The following is a 19796-nucleotide window of genomic DNA, read 5'->3' on the forward strand; positions in this document are numbered from 1 at the left end:
TGGCGGCTCATGCCGTATTTGCGCATCTTCTCGACCAGGGTGGTGCGGCGAATGCGCAAACGTTCAGCCGCGCGAGCAACGATACCGTTGGCATCGTCCAGCGCCTGCTGGATCAGGCCCTGCTCGAGGCTACCGAGGTAATCCTTCAGGTCCAGGCCCTCCGGCGGCAACATCGCATGATTGCTGAAGTTCGGCGCATGGCCATTGATTGCCACGCGCTCTTCGAGGTCACTGCGCAGGCTGTCGACCAGCTGCTCGTCCTCGTCATCGATGTAACGGAACTTCTTCGGCAGCTCCGACACCCCGATCACCCCATACGGATGCATGATCGCCATGCGCTCGACCAGGTTGGCCAGCTCCCGCACGTTGCCCGGCCAGCCATGCCGGCACAGCGACATGATCGAGGCGGAGTTGAAGCGGATCGAACCGCGCTTCTCGTGCTCCATGCGCGAGATCAGCTCGTTCATCAGCAACGGGATGTCTTCCACGCGCTCGCGCAGTGGCGCCATCTCGATCGGGAACACATTGAGGCGGTAGTACAGGTCTTCGCGGAACGTCCCACCCTCGATCATGGTTTCGAGGTTCTTGTGCGTCGCCGCAATGATGCGCACGTCGATGCTCTGGGTCTTGTTGCTGCCCACGCGCTCGAAGGTACGTTCCTGCAGCACACGCAGCAGCTTGACCTGCATCGGCAACGGCATGTCGCCGATCTCGTCGAGGAACAGCGTACCGCCATTGGCCAGCTCGAAGCGCCCGGCACGGCTGGTGATCGCGCCGGTGAAGGCGCCCTTCTCATGGCCGAACAGTTCGCTTTCCAGCAATTCGGCAGGGATCGCCCCGCAGTTGACCGGCACGAACGGCGCTTCGCGGCGCTTGGAGTGGTAGTGCAGGTTGCGCGCGACCACCTCCTTGCCAGTGCCGGACTCGCCAAGGATCAACACGCTGGCGTCGGTATCGGCCACCTGCTGCATCATCTGCCGCACGTGCTGGATGGCACGGCTGGTGCCGACCAGGCTGCGGAACAGGTTGGGCTCGCGCTGCCGACCGCGCTCCCGCGCCTGGTCGTACATCTCGCGATAGACCTGGGCGCGGTGCAGCGAATCGAGCAACTGGCTGTAGCTCGGCGGCATTTCAAGGTTGGACAGGACCCGACGGCGCAACTCTTCCGGGAACTCCACAGAAGAAATTTCACCAATCAGCAAAACCGGAAGGAACTCATCCCACCCAGCCACTGTCTTAAGCAGCCCAAGGACACTGCCCGGGGCATTGACGGTACCGATCAGCACGCAGAGCACTTCACGACTCGAAGACAGGCTCCCTACGACTTGCTGCCAGTCCTGGCTGGAGCAAGGGAGGTTTTCTTCGCCGAGAAAGTTCAGGACCACCGCCAGATCGCGGCGGCGTGCACTGTCGTCATCGATCAGGAGAATCTTGGTTTCACGCCACATGCAATAGCAACTTCCCTAGTCATATCGGCGCCCTTTTCAGGGCATGCTCGACATCTCCGACTGAATGGTCAGTGTTCGGACGTCTGGAATTCGAAAACAGCCACTAGTAAAGTCAAAAAAGCCGATGCAGTCAAATTAATGGCGCCCGGCTTTTTGCACATCTGTGGTCAGCTGAACAGATGGTATACCTTAGCGGCATTTTTCGCCTGACGGATTTGTGTCATCTCGTCGACTATTGATTGACGCTCACCACTTGCAACTTCAATCAGTTGCCGGTAAACGACCAGCAATTGCTCAAGACTGTCGCGAACGTCGGCTTCCTGGCCGTGCGCCTCGCCTAGTACATCATTGATACGCAGGCGGCAATCCAGATCCAGTTCACCCACCGCATCCCAGTCGCGCTTCTCCAGTGCCGTCAGCAACAACTGGCGGGTCTGTTCGATTCGGGCGATTACATCGCTCATGGCACCCTCCTCCTGGCTCAGGAAGCCGACGACTGCTCGCCGATGGCGTCCCAACCTTCCTTGACGGTAATCAGCAGCCGCGCCACTTCATCGATGATGGCCGGGTCGCTCTTGGCGTTGGCTTCGATCAGGCGGCGGCTCATGTAGGTGTACAGGCTGTCCAGTTCGGCCAGGCTGTCGGCGTGGTTTTCCAGATCCAGGCCCTCGCGCAGGCCGCCGATGATGTCGATGGCCTTGCCGATCAGGATGCCTTTCTGGGCGATATCGTTGCGCGCAATCGCACCCTTGGCCTGCGCCATGCGGTCCAGCCCGCCCTGCATGAGCATCTGCACCAGGCGGTGAGGACTGGCTTCGGATGTCTGGGCCACGCCGTTGACTTTCTGGTATTGCCGAAGGGCCAACATCGGGTTCATGGATCTACCTCGTTGCTGCAAAAAAGGTTGCTTGTACCCTGTGTATCGCCGAGACGTCAAAAAACTTTAGCGGCAAAACGAAAAGCCCGGCGCGCTTGCTGGCGCTGCCGGGCTTTTGTCGCTTTGCTGGTGTCTTCGCGTCGCGATGCCGATCAGGAGTTCTTCGCCTGGGCGTTCAGCGCATCGAACACCGACTTGATCTGATTGGCCTGGGCATTGAGCTTGGCCACCGCAGTGTCCATTGCCACGAACTTCTTGGTCAGCGACTCGGTCAGCGACTCGGTGCGACGGTCCAATGCCAACTGCTGGTCAGCCAGGTTCTTGGCGACCTTGTCCAGGCTGGCCTTGCGCGTGGCAAGGCTGCCATCGCTGGAGTTGTAGGGATCGATGGCCTTGTTCATGCGATCGAAGATGCCATTGGTGCCAGTGAACAACTCCTGCACTTCCGAACCCAGCTTCTTGTCGCTCATCGCAGCTGTGAACTTGGTGGAGTTGAACTCCAGGGTACCATCCTTGGTGGTATTGATACCCAACTGGCTCAGGGTGGTCAGTTGGCTGCCCGCCCCCACTTCCGAGAGCACCTTGCGGATATCGTTGACCAACGAACGGGTGGTCGGGTCGTTGGTCAGCGGGCCGAGCACCAGGTTGTCGTTGTCATCCTTGGAAGTCGAGGTCAGCGAAGTGATCGCCTTCTGCAAGGTGTTGTAGGCATCGACGAACGACTGGATCGACTTCTGCAGACCATCGTTGTCCGCCGACACGGTGACACTGGTCCCGGTGGTGCTGCCAACCGGCGTGGTACCGGTGAGCTCCAGGGTCATGCCACTGATGGCATTGTCCACGGTGTTCTTGGCACTGGTCACCTTCAGCCCGTCGATGGTCAGCTCGGCATCCTGAGCCAGGCCGGTGATGTAGCCCGCGCCACCGGCCTCGGTCATCTTCGTGGTGCCATCGATCTCCAGCTCGGGGATCCCGGTGAGCGACAGGTCGGAGCCAGCACCAGTGGTGGTCGAGCTCAGCACCAGGCGCGCACCACCCTCGCCGTTGACGATGTTGGCCGAGATACCTTGGACGCCAAGCTCTTTGTTGATCTGGTCGCGCACGCTTTCCAGGGTCGCACCACTGGCAATGTCGAGCTTCCAGGTGTTGCCACCCTGGCTGACACTGAGCTGGCCGGCGCTGATGGCCGAGGTCGAGCCCCCGGCGAACGACTGACTGGCCACCTTGGAGCCAGTAGCCAACTTGTTGACCATGATGTCGTAGTTGCCGGCGACTGCCGTGTTGCCTGCGGTGACCTTGACCACCGACTCGTTGGCCGACTTCGCTGCATAAGCATTGAACGACGGCGCTTTCGGGTCGTTGAGCTTCTTCATCGCGTCCTGGTACGCGGTGAGGGCACTGCGCAGCGAGCCCACACCCGAGATCATGGCCGAGTTGTTGCTGGTCTGCCGGGTGATCTGCGCCTTTTTGGCGGCAGTATCGGCGGTGACCAATGCATTGACCATGTCAGTGATGTTCAGACCAGTACCTTGGCCGATACTGGAAACAAGTGTGCTCGCCATAACGTTATCCCTCTTTTCGAAGCGTCAGTCCTGCTCCTGCAAGACTGACATGAATCTCGCCTTCCGGCATTCGCCGCCGGTCAGGCCTTGGCGTCGAACAAAAGACTGTTTACATCGCTCAGGCTGTGGGCGATTCGCAGGGCCTCTTCCGAAGGCAACTGGCGAATCAGCTCTCCAGTCTCGCTGGCGATGACTTTGACCACGATCTTGCCGGACTCCTCATCAGTGGAGAACTCCAGGTTGCGTCGGGTCGAACTGAGAAACTTCTCGATTTCCGAAACGGCGTTTTTCACCTTTTCGGCATCGTGTGCCTGCTCGGCAGCCGTGACTGCCTTGTCCTCCAGCATACCACTGCCACGCGGCGCTTCAGCCGTGCGGGCAACCGGCTTGTCGGCGGCCGGTTCGGCCGGACGAGCAGTCGGGTAGGACAGGTTCAGCTTGACGCTCATGTCCATGACTTACCACCTCGCAATGAAAAGGCGGGGAAGCGCCTCAACGTGCACTCCCCCGCCGGTCGCCATCAGCGATTACTGAAGCAGCTTCAGTACAGCGGAAGGCAGCTGGTTGGCCTGGGCCAGAACCGAAGTCGAAGCTTGCTGCAGGGTCTGCTGCTTGGTCAGCTGAGCAGTTTCGGCAGCGAAGTCGGTGTCCTGAACACGGCTACGAGCGGCTTCGGCGTTCTCGTTGATGTTCTGCAGGTTGTTGACGGTAGAGGTCAGACGGTTCTGCGAAGCACCCAGGTCGGCACGGGTGGTGTTGATGGTCTGCAGAGCCTTGTCGATCGCGTCCAGCGCAGCGTTCATGCTGGCTTCAGCTTCGGCGCTGGTCGAACCGGTGATGGCGATGGCGGCCGAGTCGACGCTCAGGGTCTGGGCATCGAAACCGCTGTCCAGACGGATGCTGATCTGGTTGTTGGCACCGGAGTTGGAACCGACCTGGAAGGTCAGTACGCCAGCGCTGCCGTCCAGCAGGTTCTTGCCGTTCAGCTGGGTGGACTTGGCGATACGGCTCAGTTCGTCGGACATCTGGGCGAACTCTTTGTTCAGAGCGTCGCGGTCGTCCTTGCTGTTGGTGTCGTTACGCGACTGGACGGCCAGTTCACGCATACGCTGCAGGATGTTGGTCTGCTCTTGCATCGCGCCTTCAGCGGTCTGGGCAACCGAGATACCGTCGTTGGCGTTTTTGATTGCCATGGTCTGACCGCGGATCTGCGAGGTCATACGGGTAGCGATCTGCAGGCCGGCGGCGTCGTCTTTGGCGCTGTTGATTTTCAGGCCGGAAGACAGACGGGTCATCGAGGTGCTCAGAGCATCGGAAGCACGGTTCAGGTTTTTCTGAACGCCCAGAGAGGTGGTGTTGGTGTTAACGGTCAAAGCCATGACGAATTCCTCGTTGGATTGGGTACTACGGCTTCCGGCCTTGGCAATTCGCCGGGTGTGGCACAGAGAACCTTCGTAATAGTTATCTTCGTCAGGGCGGGTTTCTTTAGCGGATTTTCGAAAAAATTTGCTGGCATCCTGCCAGCTCAATGAAATCAAGGTCTTGACGCCAGAATGCAGGCACTGGCGGCAGCCACGCAGAAAAGAAAACGCCGCCTGGAAACGGCGGCGTCTGCTTCAGCACTGTTCGCTCAATCGCAGCGCTCGATGATTGCCGAACCCCAGGACAGACCGACGCCGAAACCGCTCAGGGCCACGCGCTTGTGCTGGGAGCCGAGCACGTGCTTTTCCAGCAGCAGCGGAATGCTCGACGACACGGTATTGCCGGTCTCGACCATGTCCTTGACGAACTTCTGCTTGTGCTCGCCTTCGATGAAGCGCGCCGACACCGCATCGACGATCGCCGCGCTGCCCTGATGCAGGCAGTACAGGTCGATGTCGCCGGCCTGCAGCTCGCTGGTTTCGAGCAGTTGCTGCAGGTGCGCCGGCACCTTGACCAGGGCGAAGTTGTAGACCTGGCGACCATTCATGAAGAACTTGCCATCGGTGGTACGCAGATGCTCGGCACCACCACCGTCGCTGCCGAACAGCGACTTGCCCAGTTGCCAGGCTGCGCCCTCGCCCATCCAGGTGGCGGTGGCGGCATCACCGAACAGCATGGTGGTGTTGCGGTCTTCGGGGTCGACGATCTTCGAATAGGGGTCGGCGGTGATCAGCAGGCCGTTCTTCAGGCCAGCGGCTTCCATGAAGCCCTTCATGGCATACAAGCCATACACGTAGCCCGAGCAACCCAGGGAAATATCGAAAGCGGCGACGGCCGTCGACAGGCCCAGCTTGTGCTGGACGATCGCCGCAGTGTGCGGCAGCCCTTCGGCATCCCCGTTCTGGGTGACCACGATCACCGCATCGATGCTTGCCGGGTCCAGCGACGGATTGGCGGCGAACAGGTTGTTCACGGCCTCTACGCAGAGGTCGGAGGTTTCCTGCGCGGCTTCCTTGCGTGGCAAGAAGGTCGAACCGATCTTGCCAAAGATGAAATCCTGGTCCTTGCCGAATTTCGCGCCTTGGGCGTAGTTGTCCACGCCTTCGACCGGCACGTAACTGGCGATGCTTTTAATGCCAATCATATGGCTTCCCAATTCAGTAACAGCGAAATACCCGCCTGGGCCGAACGGCAAAACGCCAAGCGATACGGTTGATCCGATCCTTGGCGGTTTGTCCGGGGGCGACGCGGCGGTTCCCGGTTTCGACAATATACAGTGAAGATGCGCGTTCTGACTCTCAAGTCACGCTCTTTTTGTCGAATGGGCAAAGCGCCTGGCTGATGCAAACGAAAACGCCATGGGCGCGGGGGCGCCCATGGCGTTCATCGCTCAGCAGGCAGCGTTCAGCTGCACAGCGCCTGCCACTCCACCCGGCTGTGCGGATCCAGGGTGAACAACGCCGCGCAGCGGCTGTGGGCGGCGTTATAGAACGGATCCTGCGCATGCGCCGGGGCCACCAGTTGCTCCACGTCACCATGGCGCACCACCTGAGCCTGCGGGGTCCAGACGACCAGCAGGCCCGCCCCGGCAACCTGCAGGCACAGGTCCACCTGCGCGGCGCGGAGGGTGGCCAGCTGCTCATCCAGGCCACCCAGAGCGTGCAGCACCTGCGTGCGCACCATCAGGCAGCCGGAGACCGCCGCCACGTTGTGCTCCACCTGCAGGCGTTGCAAGTAACCCGGCGCATCCTTGGCCGCGCCCTGGAACGCCGGGCGGATGCCCGCCTGTCCCGCCAGCACCAGCCCGGCCTCGACCACCTTGCCATCGGCCCCCAGCAGCTTGCCGCCGACCACCCCGACCTCGGGGCGCTGAGCCTGGTTTAGCAGGCCTTCCAGCCAATTGGCGTTGAGCACCTCGGCCGCGCTGTCGAGCAGGACCAGGTACTCGCCCCGGGCCTCACGGCTGGCGAGGTTGAGCATGGCCACAGGCGCCAGCGGCTGTTCGCTGCGGACCACCCGCACGCGGCTGCCAGCGGCCGCCAGGTTGGCCAGCCACTCGCGCAGCGGTGGCGATTGGCTGGCGTTGTCGGCAATGACGATCTCGTGGTTCTGGTAACGGGTGCGCTGCAGGACGCTGACCAGGCAGCGCTGCAGCTCATCGGCATTGTCCTGGCAGTGCAACAGCACCGACACCACGGGCCGTTCAGGATGACGGTAGTCGATCTGGTGAGTGCCCGGATGCACCGAGCCGACGGTGGCGGTATAGCCGCGCTCGGCCAGGCGCCGGGTCAGCACCGCGCGCTCCTGGTCCTGGCTGCCGGCGCTTGGCGCGGCGCAGATCAGCAGCGGTTCGGCAAGGTGCGCCAGGCCGGCAAGGCCCTCATCGCCGATCAGACGCAGCAGCAGGTCGAACTCCAGTGCCAATGGATACTGGCTGTCGAACCCGCCGGCGGCCAGCACCAGATCACGACGCAGCAGCCAGTGCCGCGCCATCGCCCCTGGCACGCTCTGCAACAGATCGAGGCTGGTACCCGGACGCAGCACTTCGCGCAGGCGGCCATCGGCCTGTACCTGCACCTCATCCATGGCCACCGCACGAATACCCTCCACCTCCAGCAGCTCCAGGCTGGCTCGCAGCAGCCCGCTGGCGGTAAAGCGATCGCCGGCCTCGGCGAGGATGACCCAGTCGCTGCCCAGCTCGGCAACCGCCTGGTTGATGATGCGCACGTGATCCTTGCCGTCGGCCTTGACGAAATGCACGGTCTGCCCTGCATGGGTGACCATCGGCAGGTCGCCGCTGGTCAGCACCACGACCTTGAAATTACGGCATGGCCCGGCCATCAGGCTGTCGAAAGTAGCCTGCAGCTTGTCCATCTGCGCCTCCAGGTCGAGCAGCACGATGCCGAAGCTCGGCCCGCCGTTGGCGGCGGCCAGGCGTTGCCTGGCCAGGTTCAGCTGAATGCCATCCGGGGCACGTGCCGCCAGCCAGCTCAGCAGCTGGCCGGACGGCAGCGCATCGAGCAACGCCTGGCTGTCGTAGCTCGGCAGGGCCTCCAGACGCGCCAGCCAAGGGCGCAAGGGCGCGGCCTCGGCCTCGTCACCGACGGCCTCGAGCGAGGCCAGCAGACGCTGCACCACCACCCGGTTGAACGGGCTCAGCGCCAGCGCCTGCCAGAGCCGTGCGCGCAGCGTGCGTTCGTTGTCATTGTCGTTGACCTGCAGCAGCGCCTGCTGGCGCACCAGAATGGCCTCCAGCTCACGCAGCTGCAGGCGCCCGCACGGCATGGCATGGATAAGAAATTCCAGCTCTGCCAGCAGGTCGAACATCGGCTGGTTGTAGAACGGCATCTCGACGAACTGCTGCTTGCCGAAGATCCGCTGCGGCTCAGGGCTCGGCACATGCCAGCGCGAGGTGACGATCATGCAACCGTGCAGGGCACGGCCGCTGAGCAGGCCTTCGCTCATGGCCTGGAAACCGGCCAGGGCCACCTGCCTGGCCTGTTCGACGCCCAGCGCGCCAATTGCACTGGGAACCGAGGCGAGGAATTCGGCAAACTGCTCGCGCTCCTGGCAGCTGCGCTCATCGCGGTTGGCCAGCACGGTGAGCACATTGGTGTTGTGGTCCGAGCCGCCCAGGTTGGCCTCCCGCACCGCGTAGGGGATCGGCAGGATGCGCGCCTTGGCGTTGGCCAGCAGATAGAAGGTGTGGCCAATCTCCTGCCATTCGAAGCTGGTGCCCGGCGGCAACAGCGCATACCACTGCTGCAGCAGGTCGGTACGGGTGACCGCGTAGAACGGTGGCAGGAACTGGCCCATGAACTCGACCAGGCGCTGGGCCGGATCGTCGCTGCAATAATCCTCCTGCACACGCTTGTCCCGACGATAGAAATGCACCTCGGTACCGTGCGCCACGTACATCATGCCGTAACCATGGCAGACGCCGTAGTCCGGATTCTGCGTCAGGAACTCCACCGACTGCGCCATGGCATCGAACAACAGGAAATCGTCGTCCGCGGCAAAGGTCATGAACGGCGTGCGCACTTCGTTCACGCCATAGCTGAGCTTTTCCTGCAGGCCGCGGTAGGTGTACTGCGGCAGGTGGCGGTAATCCACCTGCGGGTAGTCCGCCTGCAGCGTGGCATCGGCCTGGTTCGACGAGTCGAGCACCAGGATGCTCGCCGGGAAGTCGCGGTAGTAATGCAAGGTCCGGCGCAGGAACGCCGGGCGGTTATGGGTGATCAACACCAGCGTGAAGCGCTCGCGCAGGCCGCTGTCGATGGGCGTGTTCTTTTCAAGCTGCATAAGGGTGTTCCTGGGGACCTTGAGGAAGAATCAGCGCACGCGGCGCAGATAGCCGTCCGGCGCGACGGTCAGCAACAGCTTGTCCTGCACCTGGCGGTCGATCTCGAAGTCGCTGTTCTCTTTCAGGTATTGCCACACGGCAGTCTTGGGGTTGTCGCCATGGCCCCAGGGGCGGTCCGGGAAGAAGTCGGCCGGCATGTCCTCGACCACGGTATCCATTACCACGCAATAGCTGTCCACCGATACCAGCGGCGCATAGGCCCGCAGCTCGTCGAGCACGTGCTGGTGGGTATGGTTGGAGTCGAGCACGACGATGACCTTCTTGCCTTCGGCCAACTGGCGCACCTTGGCGACCATCTCCGGCGCGATGCTCGAGCCTTCGAGCATGCTGATGCGGTGCGCCATCGGGTGCTCCTCGATGGCCTTGCGGTTGTGCGGACGGATGTCGACGTCGATGCCGAGCACCTCACCATGGCCCAGCAGCTGCAGCAGCGAGGCGTAGTAGATGATCGAACCGCCGTGGGCGATGCCGCACTCGATGATCAGGTCCGGCTTGATGCGCCACACCAGTTCCTGCATGGCGACCATGTCCTGCGGCAGCTGGATGATCGGCCGGCCCATCCACGAGAAGTGGTAGCTGTACTTGTGCTTGGCCGATTCGTTGAACAGGTCGCGTGCCAGGCCCTGGAGCTTCTGGTCCTGGCCCTGGGCGGCGATCTGCTCGTTGCACTCGGCGACGAAGGCCTGGTGGACGTTGGTATCAGTCATGGAGGCGGTCTCTGCAAAGGTCATTGGAACGCGGCGTCATCGACCGCGTGGTAGACGAAACGGTTGCCGGTGTCACGGCGGATCTCGTCCAGGTAGTTGGAATTCATCACGAACACCTGCGCACCATCGGGCATGCTGGCCAGCGCTTCTTCAGGCGAGGACACGCGCAGGCCGCTCAGCGGCAGATAGCGGCCTTGCTTGGCCGGGTTGATATCGATCACATGGTCGACCTGCACGCCAGCGCGCTGCAGGTACAGCGAATAGATCACCCCTTTGGACGAGGCGCCCCAGATCGCCGCGCCGCGCCCGGCGTGTTCGCGCACCAGGGCCTGGCCACGTTCGAGGCTGGCGCTGAAACCAGACGGCAGTTGCAGGCGCTGGCCATCGAAGGCTGGCTCGCGCAGGCTGGCCAGGTCGGCGACGATGTACAGGTACTGGCCGTTGAACAGGTGCCCGGATTCCAGCACCTTGCCGAAGCAGCGGCGCAGGTCGTCCAGGCGGAAGTAGTTGACGTGCTCGTAGAACAGGTCGAACCAGGCACGGTGCTCGAGGATCCAGTCCAGGCATGGCACTTCGATGTAGATCAGCCCGCCCTGGTTGGCGTCGGCGATAGCCCCGAGGAAGGCCAGCGGGTCGGCGATATGCTCCAGCACGTGACGCAGCACCACCGCATCGGCGGCCAGCCCCAGGGCGCGGGTGAACGGCGCCTTGATCACGTCCGGGTTGTCGCCCTCGTAGGCCGGGTCGATGCCGGTCACCTGGTGGCCACGCTGGCGCAGCAGTTCGAGAAAGTAGCCCTTGCCACACCCCACCTCGATCAGGCGCTGACCGGCGAAGTGCCGGGCCACCAGGCCCTCCACCGCGTCCAGGTGACGCTGGAACGCCGGCGACAGGGCCTGTTCGTTCTGGTAGTCGCTGTCGTAGCTGAGCAGGGAGGCGTCGAAGGCCTGGTTGTAGACCAGACCGGTACGCTCGTCCTGAACCAGGCACAGATCGCCGCTGGCGGATGCCTGCGCGCTGGCGGCATCGGCGAAGGTGCGATTCTGCAGTACGGGCAGGCCGACCGCACGATACAGTTCATAGGCCATCAGGTTCTCCTTGGGCAGCCAGCAGTTGCGTGAGTCGCTCGGTCACGGCCCAGAACGCCATCGGCTCGTGGCTTGGATAGGGGTAATGGCCGAGGTTGAGCGCCACCTTGGCGCCGCGCTCGCGCAGGCGCTGCTCGACCAGGCTGCGCACCGCCCGCGGCTGGCCGCTGGCACAGTTGACCACGCCGGAGAACGCCCGGCAGTGCAGCAGCCCGGCCAGCTGCCGCGCGGCCTCGGTGACGGGCTGGAAATCGCGCAGCTGCTCGCCGGCAGACATGTCGAAGGCCGTCGCACCGCTGTCGATGGCACGGTCGAGGGCGGCCAGCAGGCTGTTGGGGTTCTGCCCCTGGCCATGCAGGTAGAACAGCCGCGCCCATTGCAGAACAAACGGCGTGTGCAACTGCAACGCCTGGAGGAACTGATGCAGGCTGTGCTTGGCCCGCCCGTAGGGATTGCCCGGGCGAGCCGGGCACTGCTCGTCCAGCGGGCCATTCTGCATGCCGTACTCGAAGCAGGTGCCGGTGACCAGCACCTGGCGCACGCCAGCTTCGACCGCGTACTTGATGAAGCGGTAGTCGGCCATCAGGTTCTGCTCCAGATGGAACAACGCCTGATAGTTGGGCAACCCTGGCCAGGCCAGGTGGGCAAGCGCATCGATGCCCTCGACCCAGCGCCCCACCTGCTCGGCATCGGCCTGGTGCAGGTCGCCGGCGACGAACTGCACCTGGTCGAACCACGGCATGCTGCGTGCGCGCTGCACGTCGCGGGCAATGGCGCGCACCCGGCAGCCACGGGCCAGCAGTTCGGTAACCAGGTGGCGGCCAACGAACCCGGTGGCGCCTGTCACCAGCACATGCAGACCGGTCATAGCACGGTCAGCTCAGGCACGGCGATCACGAACTTGCCGCCCCACTCGCGGATGCCGGCCTGCTGCTCGCTGACCTCGCGCAGCAGGTTCCACGGCAGCACCAGCACATAGTCCGGCTGCTCCTCGGCCAGGCGCGCCGGCGCCACCACGGGTATACGGCTGCCCGGCAGGAACTTGCCCTGTTTGTGCGGGTTGGCATCGGCCACCCAAGCCAGCAGGTCAGCCTTGACGCCGGCATAGTTGAGCAAGGTGTTACCCTTGGCGGCCGCCCCATAGCCGACCACACGCTTGCCTGCGGCCTTGGCATCGAGCAGGAATCGCAACAGCTGCAGCTTTATGCGCTCGGCGGCCGGCGCCAGGCTCGAATAGAACCCGGCGCTGCGCACGCCCACATCCTCTTCCAGGGCCAGCAGGCTGGCGACGGCCGCTTGCGCAGGCCGGCGCTGGCCGTCGGCGCGCTGCACGAATACCCGCAGCGAACCGCCATGAGTAGGCAGTTCCTGCACGTCGAAAATCTCCAGACCATTGCGCTGGCAAAGGCCCTGCACAGCGGTCAGGGACAGGTAGGAGTAATGCTCGTGGTACAGGGTGTCGAACTGGTGTTCGGCAATCAGCGACAGCAGGTGGGGGAATTCGAAGGTGGCGACGCCGGCTGGCTTGAGCAAGGTCGCGAAGCCCCCGAGGAAATCGTTGATGTCCGGCACATGGGCGAGCACGTTGTTGGCCGCCATCAGGTCGGCGCTCCAGCCTTCGGCGGCCAGCTGCGCGGCCACCTCACGGCCAAAGAACACTTCACGGATCTCCAGGCCCTTGGCCCGCGCCGCCGCAGCGGTGCTGCGGGTCGGCTCGACGCCCAGGCACGGGATGCCACGTGCCGCCACGTACTGCAGCAGATAACCGTCATTGGCAGCGATCTCGACCACGCGGCTATCCTGGCCCAGCGCGAAGCGCTCGACCATGCCCGCCACGTAGGTTTCGGCATGCGCCAGCCAGGAACTGGAGTAGGAGCTGAAATAAGCATAATCGGCGTCGAACAGCTGCTCGGCGCGCGTGTAGTCTTCGGTCTGCACCAGCCAGCACTGTTCGCACACCGCCACCTTCAGCGGCACCCACTGTTCAGCCTCGGCCAGTTGCTCGGGACGCAGGTAGGCGTTCGAAGGCGGCGAGGTTCCCAGGTCGATCAATGGCAGGTGCAAGGCGCTGCCACAACCACGGCAATTCATACGGTCACTCCGGTAAAGCAGTCGTCCAGCCAAGGATGCAGCTCATCCCGGGCCGAGAGGTTGATCACGGGCAACGGCCAGGCGATCGCCAGGCGCGGGTCGAACACCGACAGCCCGCCCTCATGCTCGGGGGCATAGTCGGCGCTGTGCAGGTACAGCAGCTCGGCATCGTCGCTCAGGGCCTGGAAGCCGTGGGCGAAGCCTGCCGGCACCAGCAGGCTGCTCGCGTCGCCGGCCTGCAGATGCTCGGCGTGCCAGTGCAGGAACGTCGGCGAATCGGCGCGCAGGTCGACTACCACGTCCCATACCTCACCGCGCATGCAGGTGATGTACTTGCTTTCCGGCTGCGGTCCGGCCTGGTAGTGCAGGCCACGCACACTGCCACGCTGACGGGTCAGCGAACGGTTGATCTGGCGGATGTGGAACGGCGCGCCGAAGCGCTCCAGGCTGTCTTCGCAGTACAACCGCGAGAAGGCGCCACGGGCGTCTTCAGCGCGGCGGTGCTCGATGCGGGCAAGGCCCGACAGCGGCAAGGCATGCAAGCTGTACTGACTCACAGCGACTCCTGGTAAAGGCTCAGCTGGGTCAGGCAGACCGCGCGCATGTCCATGCCCTTGCGCCAGGCCAGGTGCCAGTTCAGGGTTTGCTCCAGGCATTCGCCGAGTGTCCAGCGCGGGCGCCAGCCAAGCAGTTGGCGTGCGCGCGAGCTGTCCAGGCGCAGCAGCCCGGCTTCGTGCATCTCGCTTTTCTGCAGTTCCACCCCCGGCGCCTGCGGCCATTGCCCGGCGAGCAACTGGACGACCTCGCCGACACTGCACATGTCGTCGTCACCGGGGCCGAAATTCCACGCGCCGGCAAAGCGCGGGCCTTGCTGATACAGGCCAGCCGCCAGCGCCAGGTAGCCAGCCAGCGGCTCCAGGGCGTGCTGCCAGGGGCGTACCGCCTGGGGCAGGCGCAGCGTCACCGGCTCCCCCGCGGACCAGGCCTTGAGCACATCGGGGATCAGCCGCTCAGGGGAAAAGTCGCCCCCGCCCAGCACATTGCCGGCGCGGGCGGTGGCCAGGCTCAGGCCGTGCTCGGCATGCTTATCGAGTGGAAAGAACGATGCCGCGTAGGACTGGGCCAGCAGCTCGCAGCAGGCCTTGCTGCTGCTATAGGGGTCATGCCCGCCCAACGCTTCGTTCTCGCGATAGGGCCAGGCCCATTCCTGGTTGGCGTAGACCTTGTCGGTGGTGACCACCACACAGGCACGCACGCCCCCGACCTGGCGGATCGCCTCCAGCAGGTTGAGGGTGCCCATGACATTGGTGGAGTAAGTCCCCAGCGGGTCCCGGTAGCCCTCCCGGACCAGCGGCTGGGCCGCCAGGTGCAGGACGATTTCCGGCTGCACCTCGGCGATCAGTTCCAGCAATACGCCGAGATCACGTACGTCGCCACGGCGGTCATCGATGCCCTCGCCGACCCGGGCCAGTTCGAACAGGCTCGGCTCGGTCGCCGGATCCAGGGCGAAGCCGGTCACCTTGGCACCCAGGCTCTGCAGCCAGAGCACCAGCCAGCTGCCCTTGAAACCGGTGTGGCCCGTGACCAGGATGCGCTTGCCAGCCCAGAACGCAGGGCTCAGGCCCACTGCTTCCATGGTGCCTCCCCGCTGCTCCACAGCTGTTCGAGGTGATTCTTGTCGCGCAGGGTGTCCATCGGATGCCAGAAACCTTCATGGGCGAAGGCATGCAATTGCCCCTCGCTGGCCAACCGCGAAAGCGGCTCGGCTTCCCAGGAGGTGGTGTCGCCGTCGATATAGGGCAGCACCTCAGGGGACAGCACGAAGAACCCACCGTTGATCCAGCCGCCATCGCCGCGTGGTTTTTCGGTAAAGCCCAGCACCTGGTCGCCGTCGCGCTGCAGGGCGCCATAACGCCCCGGCGGCTGCACGGCGGTGACCGTGGCGAACCGGCCGTGGGCATGGTGGAAGTCGACCAGCGCACCGATGTCGATGTCGGAAACCCCGTCGCCGTAGGTGAAGCAGAACGCCTTTTCACCTTCCAGGTAACGGGCCGCACGGCGCAGCCGGCCGCCGGTCATGGTTTCCTCGCCGGTGTCGACCAGTGTCACGCGCCATGGCTCGCTGTAGTTCTGATGGACATCCATGCGGTTGGCGCGCATGTCGAAGGTGACGTCGGAGGTGTGCAGGAAGTAGTTGGCGAAGAAATCCTTGATCGCGTAGCCCTTGTAGCCCAGGCAGATCACGAAGTCGTGGATACCGTGCGCCGAATACTGCTTCATGATGTGCCAAAGAATTGGCTTGCCACCGATTTCGATCATCGGTTTGGGCTTCAGATGCGACTCTTCGCTGATCCGCGTGCCGAGCCCACCCGCCAGAATGACTGCCTTCATCGATTTCCTCATGTACTTCGCGCCGCCGGCACCGCCAGGGCGAAGGATTTATGGCGATATCGAGGGCTACTGCAGGAAATGCGCCAATCTGGCTCCAGGCGAAACGCAATTTCTGTGGGAGCGGGTTTACCCGCGAATCAGCCTACGCGATGCCTGGCACCGCCTTTGCCGGTGTTCGCGGGTAAACCCTCTCCCACAGGGTTTGCGGATTGTTCGAGATGGATCTCAGTCGGCCAACCAGCCCCATTCCCAATGGCGCAGGTTGTCGTCGCGCAACACGAAGTCGCGCATCACCGCCTCGCGCAGCTCGTCACCCATGCGGTAGCTGGCTACCGGGTCGGCCAGGTGCGAACGGATCGCCCGCAGCCATTCCTCGGTGCCATTGCCATAGACCCGCGTGCAGGGCAGGTAGCCACGGTAGGCCTCGGTGTCGGTGCAGATGGTCGGATAGCCGCAGGCACCGTATTCCAGCAAGCGCAGATTGCTCTTGCAGTCGTTGAAGATGTGGAATTCCAGCGGCGCCAGGGCCAGGTCGAGGTTGAGGCTGGCCAGCTTGGCCGGGTAAAGCGCCAGCGGAACGCCCGGGTGGTATTCGTGGATATACGGCCTGAGCACATCCGGGCACATACCGAAGAACACCCACTCCACCTCGTCGGCCAGCTCGCGCACCACGTCGGCGATGATTTCCAGGTCGCCACTGTGGCTGGTGCCCCCTCCCCAGCCCACCCGCGGCTTGCTGGAGGTGCCCCGGCGACTGGGCGGCAGCTGCGTCCACAGGTGCGGGGCGAGCATGTTCGGTACCACGCGGATGTCGTGGTGCATGTCCGACAGCGCGTTGGCGAGCGCCTGGGTGGTCACCACGACACGGTCGCACAGGCTGATGCCGCGGCGCAGGTGCTGCTCGATGTCGGCCGGTTTGTTGCGCGCATGGGTGTTCTTCTTCGGCGCGCTGAGCACGTAGTCGTCGATCTCGAAGATGCGTCGGGCATTGGAAAAACGGGCGATGCGCTCGATGTCGCGGACCGAGTCATCGTTGTGCCGCAATTGCAGAATGATCACATCCGGGTCCATGCGTGCCAACTGGACCACGGTCGGCGATTCGTAGACCACCCGTCCGACCACACGCCCGGCCGCTTCCAGCTGCTTGAACGGCTGCTCGACACGGTAGTGGCCAACGGCGCTGTCGTTGATCGGCAAGCCCAGCACCGACGGCAGGGCACGGGCGCACAGCGGACTCCAGCTGCCGCGCAGGCTCGGTTCGAGGCTGAAGTCGGCGGCAGCCAGCCCAAGGTTCGGGTTGTAGGCCGGGTCACGGATCACCTTGCTCAGCCAGCGCTCGCAGAACACCTGTTGCTGTTCCAGCAGCACTTGCCGGTCGAGACCGTCGGACTCGGCCGGCACCTCGCGCTTGAGCAGGGTGGCATACGGCGTGCCCACCACCAGATAGCCCTGGGCGCCGGCACGCAGGCACAGGTCGAGCTCAGCCATGCCCTGGCCGAGCGGCTGCGCAGCCAAGCCACCGAGGTCGTCGAAGACGCGCTTGCGCACCATCAGGCAGGCACCGCCGACGGCGCTCCAGTTCTGTACCACCTGCAAACGCTGCAGGTAGCCGCGCGACTGCATATCCTCGCCGGCAAACGCCGGGCCGGCCACGCTGGACGCCCCCAGCACCCAGCCCGCCTCGACCACCCGCCCCTGGCCATCGACCAGCCGGGCACCGACCACCGCCACTTCCGGGCGCTGGGCGTGCTGCAGCATCTCGTCCAGCCAATGGCCGTCGAGCACCTGCACGCCAGGGTCGAGCAACAGCAGGTAGTCACCACGCGCCTGCGCGGCGGCAGTGTCAATCAACTGGATGCGGGAGTCGCCAGGGCTGCGGATCACTCGCAGCATGTCGGCACCCAGCTCGTCCATGGCCTGCAGCCAGGCTGCCATGTCACCCTCGGCGGCAGCCCCCGCCACCATGAGCACTTCGTATCGCCCCTGGGCGGTACGCTCGATCAGGCCTTCGACACACGACTGCAAGCTGACCAAGTCGCGGCCCACCGGGACGATGATCGAGGTCAAAGGGGTGTCGCCGTGCAGGTAGTGGACGCGATTGAGCAGCGCCAGGTCGTCGTGCCGGATGCTGTGCGCCACACCCAGGCGCCGCAGGTGTGCGGCAAGCACCGCCTCGCTCTGGGCGATCACCTCAGGCAGCGACAACCACTGCGCAAAGCTCAAGCTCGACTGCACCTGGATTTCGGCAATATGTTCGATGACCTGCGGGCCGCGGGTCTCGACCAGGCGCCAGAGCAGGTCATGCGGTGCCAGCTCGGTGAAGCCGGCATCGAAGCCGCCCAGGTCGACGATCGCCTCGCGGGCAAAGGCCAGGGTACGGCCAACGTAGGGGTAGCTGCGCAGCAGGTCGAGGTTGAAGTCCGGCTTGAAGACCGGCTCACCCGGCAAGCCATCCAGCCAGGCCCCTTCGTCACTGTAGGCACAGGCCAGGCTCGGGAACACGGCCGCACGCTCGGCCAGCAGCAACGTGGCCGACTCGCTCAGGCGGTCGCCAGCGCGCAGCAGGTAGACCCAGTCGGCATCCTGCAGCGAGGCCAGCAGCTGGTTGAGCTGCTGCGGCCAGTCGGCCTGCAGCGGTTGCTGCACCAGCGCTAGCGTGCTGACGGGCGCGGCATCGCTCAGGACCACGCAGGCATGCACCGGGTACAGCTGCCGTGCCAGGCTTTGCAGGGTCTGCTCCAGCGCCCCGGCATCGCCTGCGACATCCAGCACCAGCGGCACGATGCGCGGCTGCTGCGGCCAGGCGGCGATCGCCTGCGGCAGCAGGCCGCGCTGCACGTCACTGAAGCGGCGCGCCGCCAGCCATTGCTGGTACAGCTCGGCATAGCTCTCGCAGTCACTGCCGACCCGGCCGCCCAGGCGGGTCTGCCAGTTGCTGATGATCCGCGCCACGCATAGTTCCTGCCACTGGCGCGGCTGCTCCTGCGCCTCGGTCAGCGGTACATAGCGCACCCAGCCGCTGGCCGGTGCCGCTTCACCGCTGCGTGCGGCGAGCATCTGCATCATCCAGCGCCACTCCTGCGGCGCCCCTTGCACCACCGCATCCTGCTTGCTCAGGCGCTGCGGATGCAGGCGCTCGATCAGGCCGGGCTCGCTGAGCATGATCATGTTGCCACGGCGCATCAGGCAGGCGAACAGCGCCAGGTCAAGCAGCGCGACAAAGCTCAGGCCATCACCGGTCAGTGCCTGCAGCCACTGCAGGGCCTGCTCGCGGCGCATCAGCGCGGCCGAGAAGTTGCCGAGGAAGTTCACCGGCCGGCCGTCGAGCATCGCCAACATGTCTTCGCCCTTGAACAGGCTGTCGACGTTGGCGAAGCGCGCATTGGCAATGCGCATCGGCAGGATGAAATTGTTCTCGTCGCACAGCACGCGCTGGGACAGCACCAGGCCGACTTCCTCATGCTGCTGCAGGGCCTGGGCCTGATGTGCCACGCATTGCGGGAACAGCCGATCGTCGTCGCACAGCACCTTGACCAGCTCGCCACGGGCCAGCTCGACGGCGCGCAGCAGGTTGCCGACAAAGCCCAGGTGCCGGGCATTGCGCACATAGCGCACACGGGGCTCATCGTCGAGGGCGTTGACGATCGCCTCGATCTCCTCGCTTTCGCTGTCGTCGCAGACCAGCACCTCCAGTGCATCGTAGGTCTGGCCCAGTGCGCTTTGCAGGGCCATGGCGAAGAACCGCGAGCTGTAGGCGGGGATGACGATACTGACGAGAGGCTTTTCGTTCACGTTGACGACCTTGCAAAAAAAAGTGCGCCGCACCTGACGGTGACAGCGCACGATT

General features: G+C 64.2%; 16 protein-coding genes. All 16 read right to left on the reverse strand.

What is annotated here, in order from left to right:
- On the reverse strand, nucleotides 1–1448 hold a 1448-nt coding region (fleQ, locus tag APH33_RS17195), incomplete at its 3' end, for a transcriptional regulator FleQ (RefSeq protein WP_054886302.1).
- Between the two features lie 167 nt (nucleotides 1449–1615).
- Entirely contained in the window at nucleotides 1616–1912 is a 297-nt protein-coding gene (locus APH33_RS17200) for a flagellar protein FliT (protein WP_054886303.1), read from the reverse strand.
- A 17-nt stretch (nucleotides 1913–1929) separates the two neighbouring features.
- On the reverse strand, nucleotides 1930–2325 hold the full coding sequence (fliS, locus tag APH33_RS17205) for a flagellar export chaperone FliS (RefSeq protein ID WP_054886304.1): 396 nt from the start codon (nucleotides 2323–2325) through the stop codon (nucleotides 1930–1932).
- A gap of 152 nt (nucleotides 2326–2477) precedes the next feature.
- On the reverse strand, nucleotides 2478–3887 hold the full coding sequence (gene fliD, locus APH33_RS17210) for a flagellar filament capping protein FliD (RefSeq protein WP_054886305.1): 1410 nt from the start codon (nucleotides 3885–3887) through the stop codon (nucleotides 2478–2480).
- A gap of 80 nt (nucleotides 3888–3967) precedes the next feature.
- Nucleotides 3968–4342 (reverse strand): flagellar protein FlaG, encoded by a 375-nt coding sequence (locus APH33_RS17215; RefSeq protein WP_054886306.1) that lies wholly within the window; start codon nucleotides 4340–4342, stop codon nucleotides 3968–3970.
- A 72-nt stretch (nucleotides 4343–4414) separates the two neighbouring features.
- Nucleotides 4415–5266 carry a flagellin domain-containing protein gene (locus APH33_RS17220; RefSeq protein WP_054886307.1) on the reverse strand — a complete coding sequence of 284 codons (852 nt, stop codon included), beginning with the start codon at nucleotides 5264–5266 and terminating at the stop codon, nucleotides 4415–4417.
- 251 nt (nucleotides 5267–5517) lie between these two features.
- A complete protein-coding gene (locus tag APH33_RS17225) occupies nucleotides 5518–6453 on the reverse strand; it encodes a ketoacyl-ACP synthase III (RefSeq protein WP_054886308.1) in 936 nt (311 codons plus the stop codon).
- A 260-nt stretch (nucleotides 6454–6713) separates the two neighbouring features.
- On the reverse strand, nucleotides 6714–9611 hold the full coding sequence (locus APH33_RS17230; protein ID WP_054886309.1) for a TIGR00180 family glycosyltransferase: 2898 nt from the start codon (nucleotides 9609–9611) through the stop codon (nucleotides 6714–6716).
- A gap of 30 nt (nucleotides 9612–9641) precedes the next feature.
- Nucleotides 9642–10379: a cephalosporin hydroxylase family protein gene (locus APH33_RS17235; protein ID WP_054886344.1), complete on the reverse strand. Its 738-nt coding sequence runs from the start codon at nucleotides 10377–10379 to the stop codon at nucleotides 9642–9644.
- Nucleotides 10380–10399: 20 nt separating this feature from the next.
- Nucleotides 10400–11467: a class I SAM-dependent methyltransferase gene (locus APH33_RS17240; protein WP_054886310.1), complete on the reverse strand. Its 1068-nt coding sequence runs from the start codon at nucleotides 11465–11467 to the stop codon at nucleotides 10400–10402.
- On the reverse strand, nucleotides 11457–12335 hold the full coding sequence (locus APH33_RS17245; protein ID WP_054886311.1) for an NAD(P)-dependent oxidoreductase: 879 nt from the start codon (nucleotides 12333–12335) through the stop codon (nucleotides 11457–11459). The genes APH33_RS17240 and APH33_RS17245 overlap by 11 nt, the downstream gene beginning before the upstream one ends.
- A complete protein-coding gene (locus tag APH33_RS17250) occupies nucleotides 12332–13558 on the reverse strand; it encodes a class I SAM-dependent methyltransferase (RefSeq protein WP_054886312.1) in 1227 nt (408 codons plus the stop codon). The genes APH33_RS17245 and APH33_RS17250 overlap by 4 nt, the downstream gene beginning before the upstream one ends.
- On the reverse strand, nucleotides 13555–14115 hold the full coding sequence (locus tag APH33_RS17255) for a dTDP-4-dehydrorhamnose 3,5-epimerase family protein (RefSeq protein WP_054886313.1): 561 nt from the start codon (nucleotides 14113–14115) through the stop codon (nucleotides 13555–13557). Before APH33_RS17255 ends, APH33_RS17250 begins: the two co-directional genes overlap by 4 nt.
- On the reverse strand, nucleotides 14112–15194 hold the full coding sequence (gene rfbG, locus APH33_RS17260) for a CDP-glucose 4,6-dehydratase (protein WP_054886314.1): 1083 nt from the start codon (nucleotides 15192–15194) through the stop codon (nucleotides 14112–14114). Before rfbG ends, APH33_RS17255 begins: the two co-directional genes overlap by 4 nt.
- Nucleotides 15176–15949: a glucose-1-phosphate cytidylyltransferase gene (gene rfbF, locus APH33_RS17265; protein ID WP_054886315.1), complete on the reverse strand. Its 774-nt coding sequence runs from the start codon at nucleotides 15947–15949 to the stop codon at nucleotides 15176–15178. Before rfbF ends, rfbG begins: the two co-directional genes overlap by 19 nt.
- Before the next feature lie 225 nt (nucleotides 15950–16174).
- Nucleotides 16175–19741 (reverse strand): glycosyltransferase, encoded by a 3567-nt coding sequence (locus tag APH33_RS17270; RefSeq protein WP_054886316.1) that lies wholly within the window; start codon nucleotides 19739–19741, stop codon nucleotides 16175–16177.
- Between the last annotated feature and the right edge of the window lie 55 nt (nucleotides 19742–19796).

This window comes from Pseudomonas sp. NBRC 111130 (genome assembly GCF_001320485.1).
Classification (GTDB): Bacteria; Pseudomonadota; Gammaproteobacteria; order Pseudomonadales; family Pseudomonadaceae; genus Aquipseudomonas; species Aquipseudomonas vlassakiae.

Bases quoted from the DNA above. Each gene is read 5' to 3' on its own strand.
- APH33_RS17200 (WP_054886303.1), bottom strand. From the start codon at position 1,912: ATGAGCGATGTAATCGCCCGAATCGAACAGACCCGCCAGTTGTTGCTG.
- fliS (WP_054886304.1), bottom strand. From the start codon at position 2,325: ATGAACCCGATGTTGGCCCTTCGGCAATACCAGAAAGTCAACGGCGTG.
- fliD (WP_054886305.1), bottom strand. From the start codon at position 3,887: ATGGCGAGCACACTTGTTTCCAGTATCGGCCAAGGTACTGGTCTGAAC.
- APH33_RS17215 (WP_054886306.1), bottom strand. From the start codon at position 4,342: ATGGACATGAGCGTCAAGCTGAACCTGTCCTACCCGACTGCTCGTCCG.
- APH33_RS17220 (WP_054886307.1), bottom strand. From the start codon at position 5,266: ATGGCTTTGACCGTTAACACCAACACCACCTCTCTGGGCGTTCAGAAA.
- APH33_RS17225 (WP_054886308.1), bottom strand. From the start codon at position 6,453: ATGATTGGCATTAAAAGCATCGCCAGTTACGTGCCGGTCGAAGGCGTG.
- APH33_RS17230 (WP_054886309.1), bottom strand. From the start codon at position 9,611: ATGCAGCTTGAAAAGAACACGCCCATCGACAGCGGCCTGCGCGAGCGC.
- APH33_RS17235 (WP_054886344.1), bottom strand. From the start codon at position 10,379: ATGACTGATACCAACGTCCACCAGGCCTTCGTCGCCGAGTGCAACGAG.
- APH33_RS17240 (WP_054886310.1), bottom strand. From the start codon at position 11,467: ATGGCCTATGAACTGTATCGTGCGGTCGGCCTGCCCGTACTGCAGAAT.
- APH33_RS17245 (WP_054886311.1), bottom strand. From the start codon at position 12,335: ATGACCGGTCTGCATGTGCTGGTGACAGGCGCCACCGGGTTCGTTGGC.
- APH33_RS17250 (WP_054886312.1), bottom strand. From the start codon at position 13,558: ATGAATTGCCGTGGTTGTGGCAGCGCCTTGCACCTGCCATTGATCGAC.
- rfbG (WP_054886314.1), bottom strand. From the start codon at position 15,194: ATGGAAGCAGTGGGCCTGAGCCCTGCGTTCTGGGCTGGCAAGCGCATC.
- rfbF (WP_054886315.1), bottom strand. From the start codon at position 15,949: ATGAAGGCAGTCATTCTGGCGGGTGGGCTCGGCACGCGGATCAGCGAA.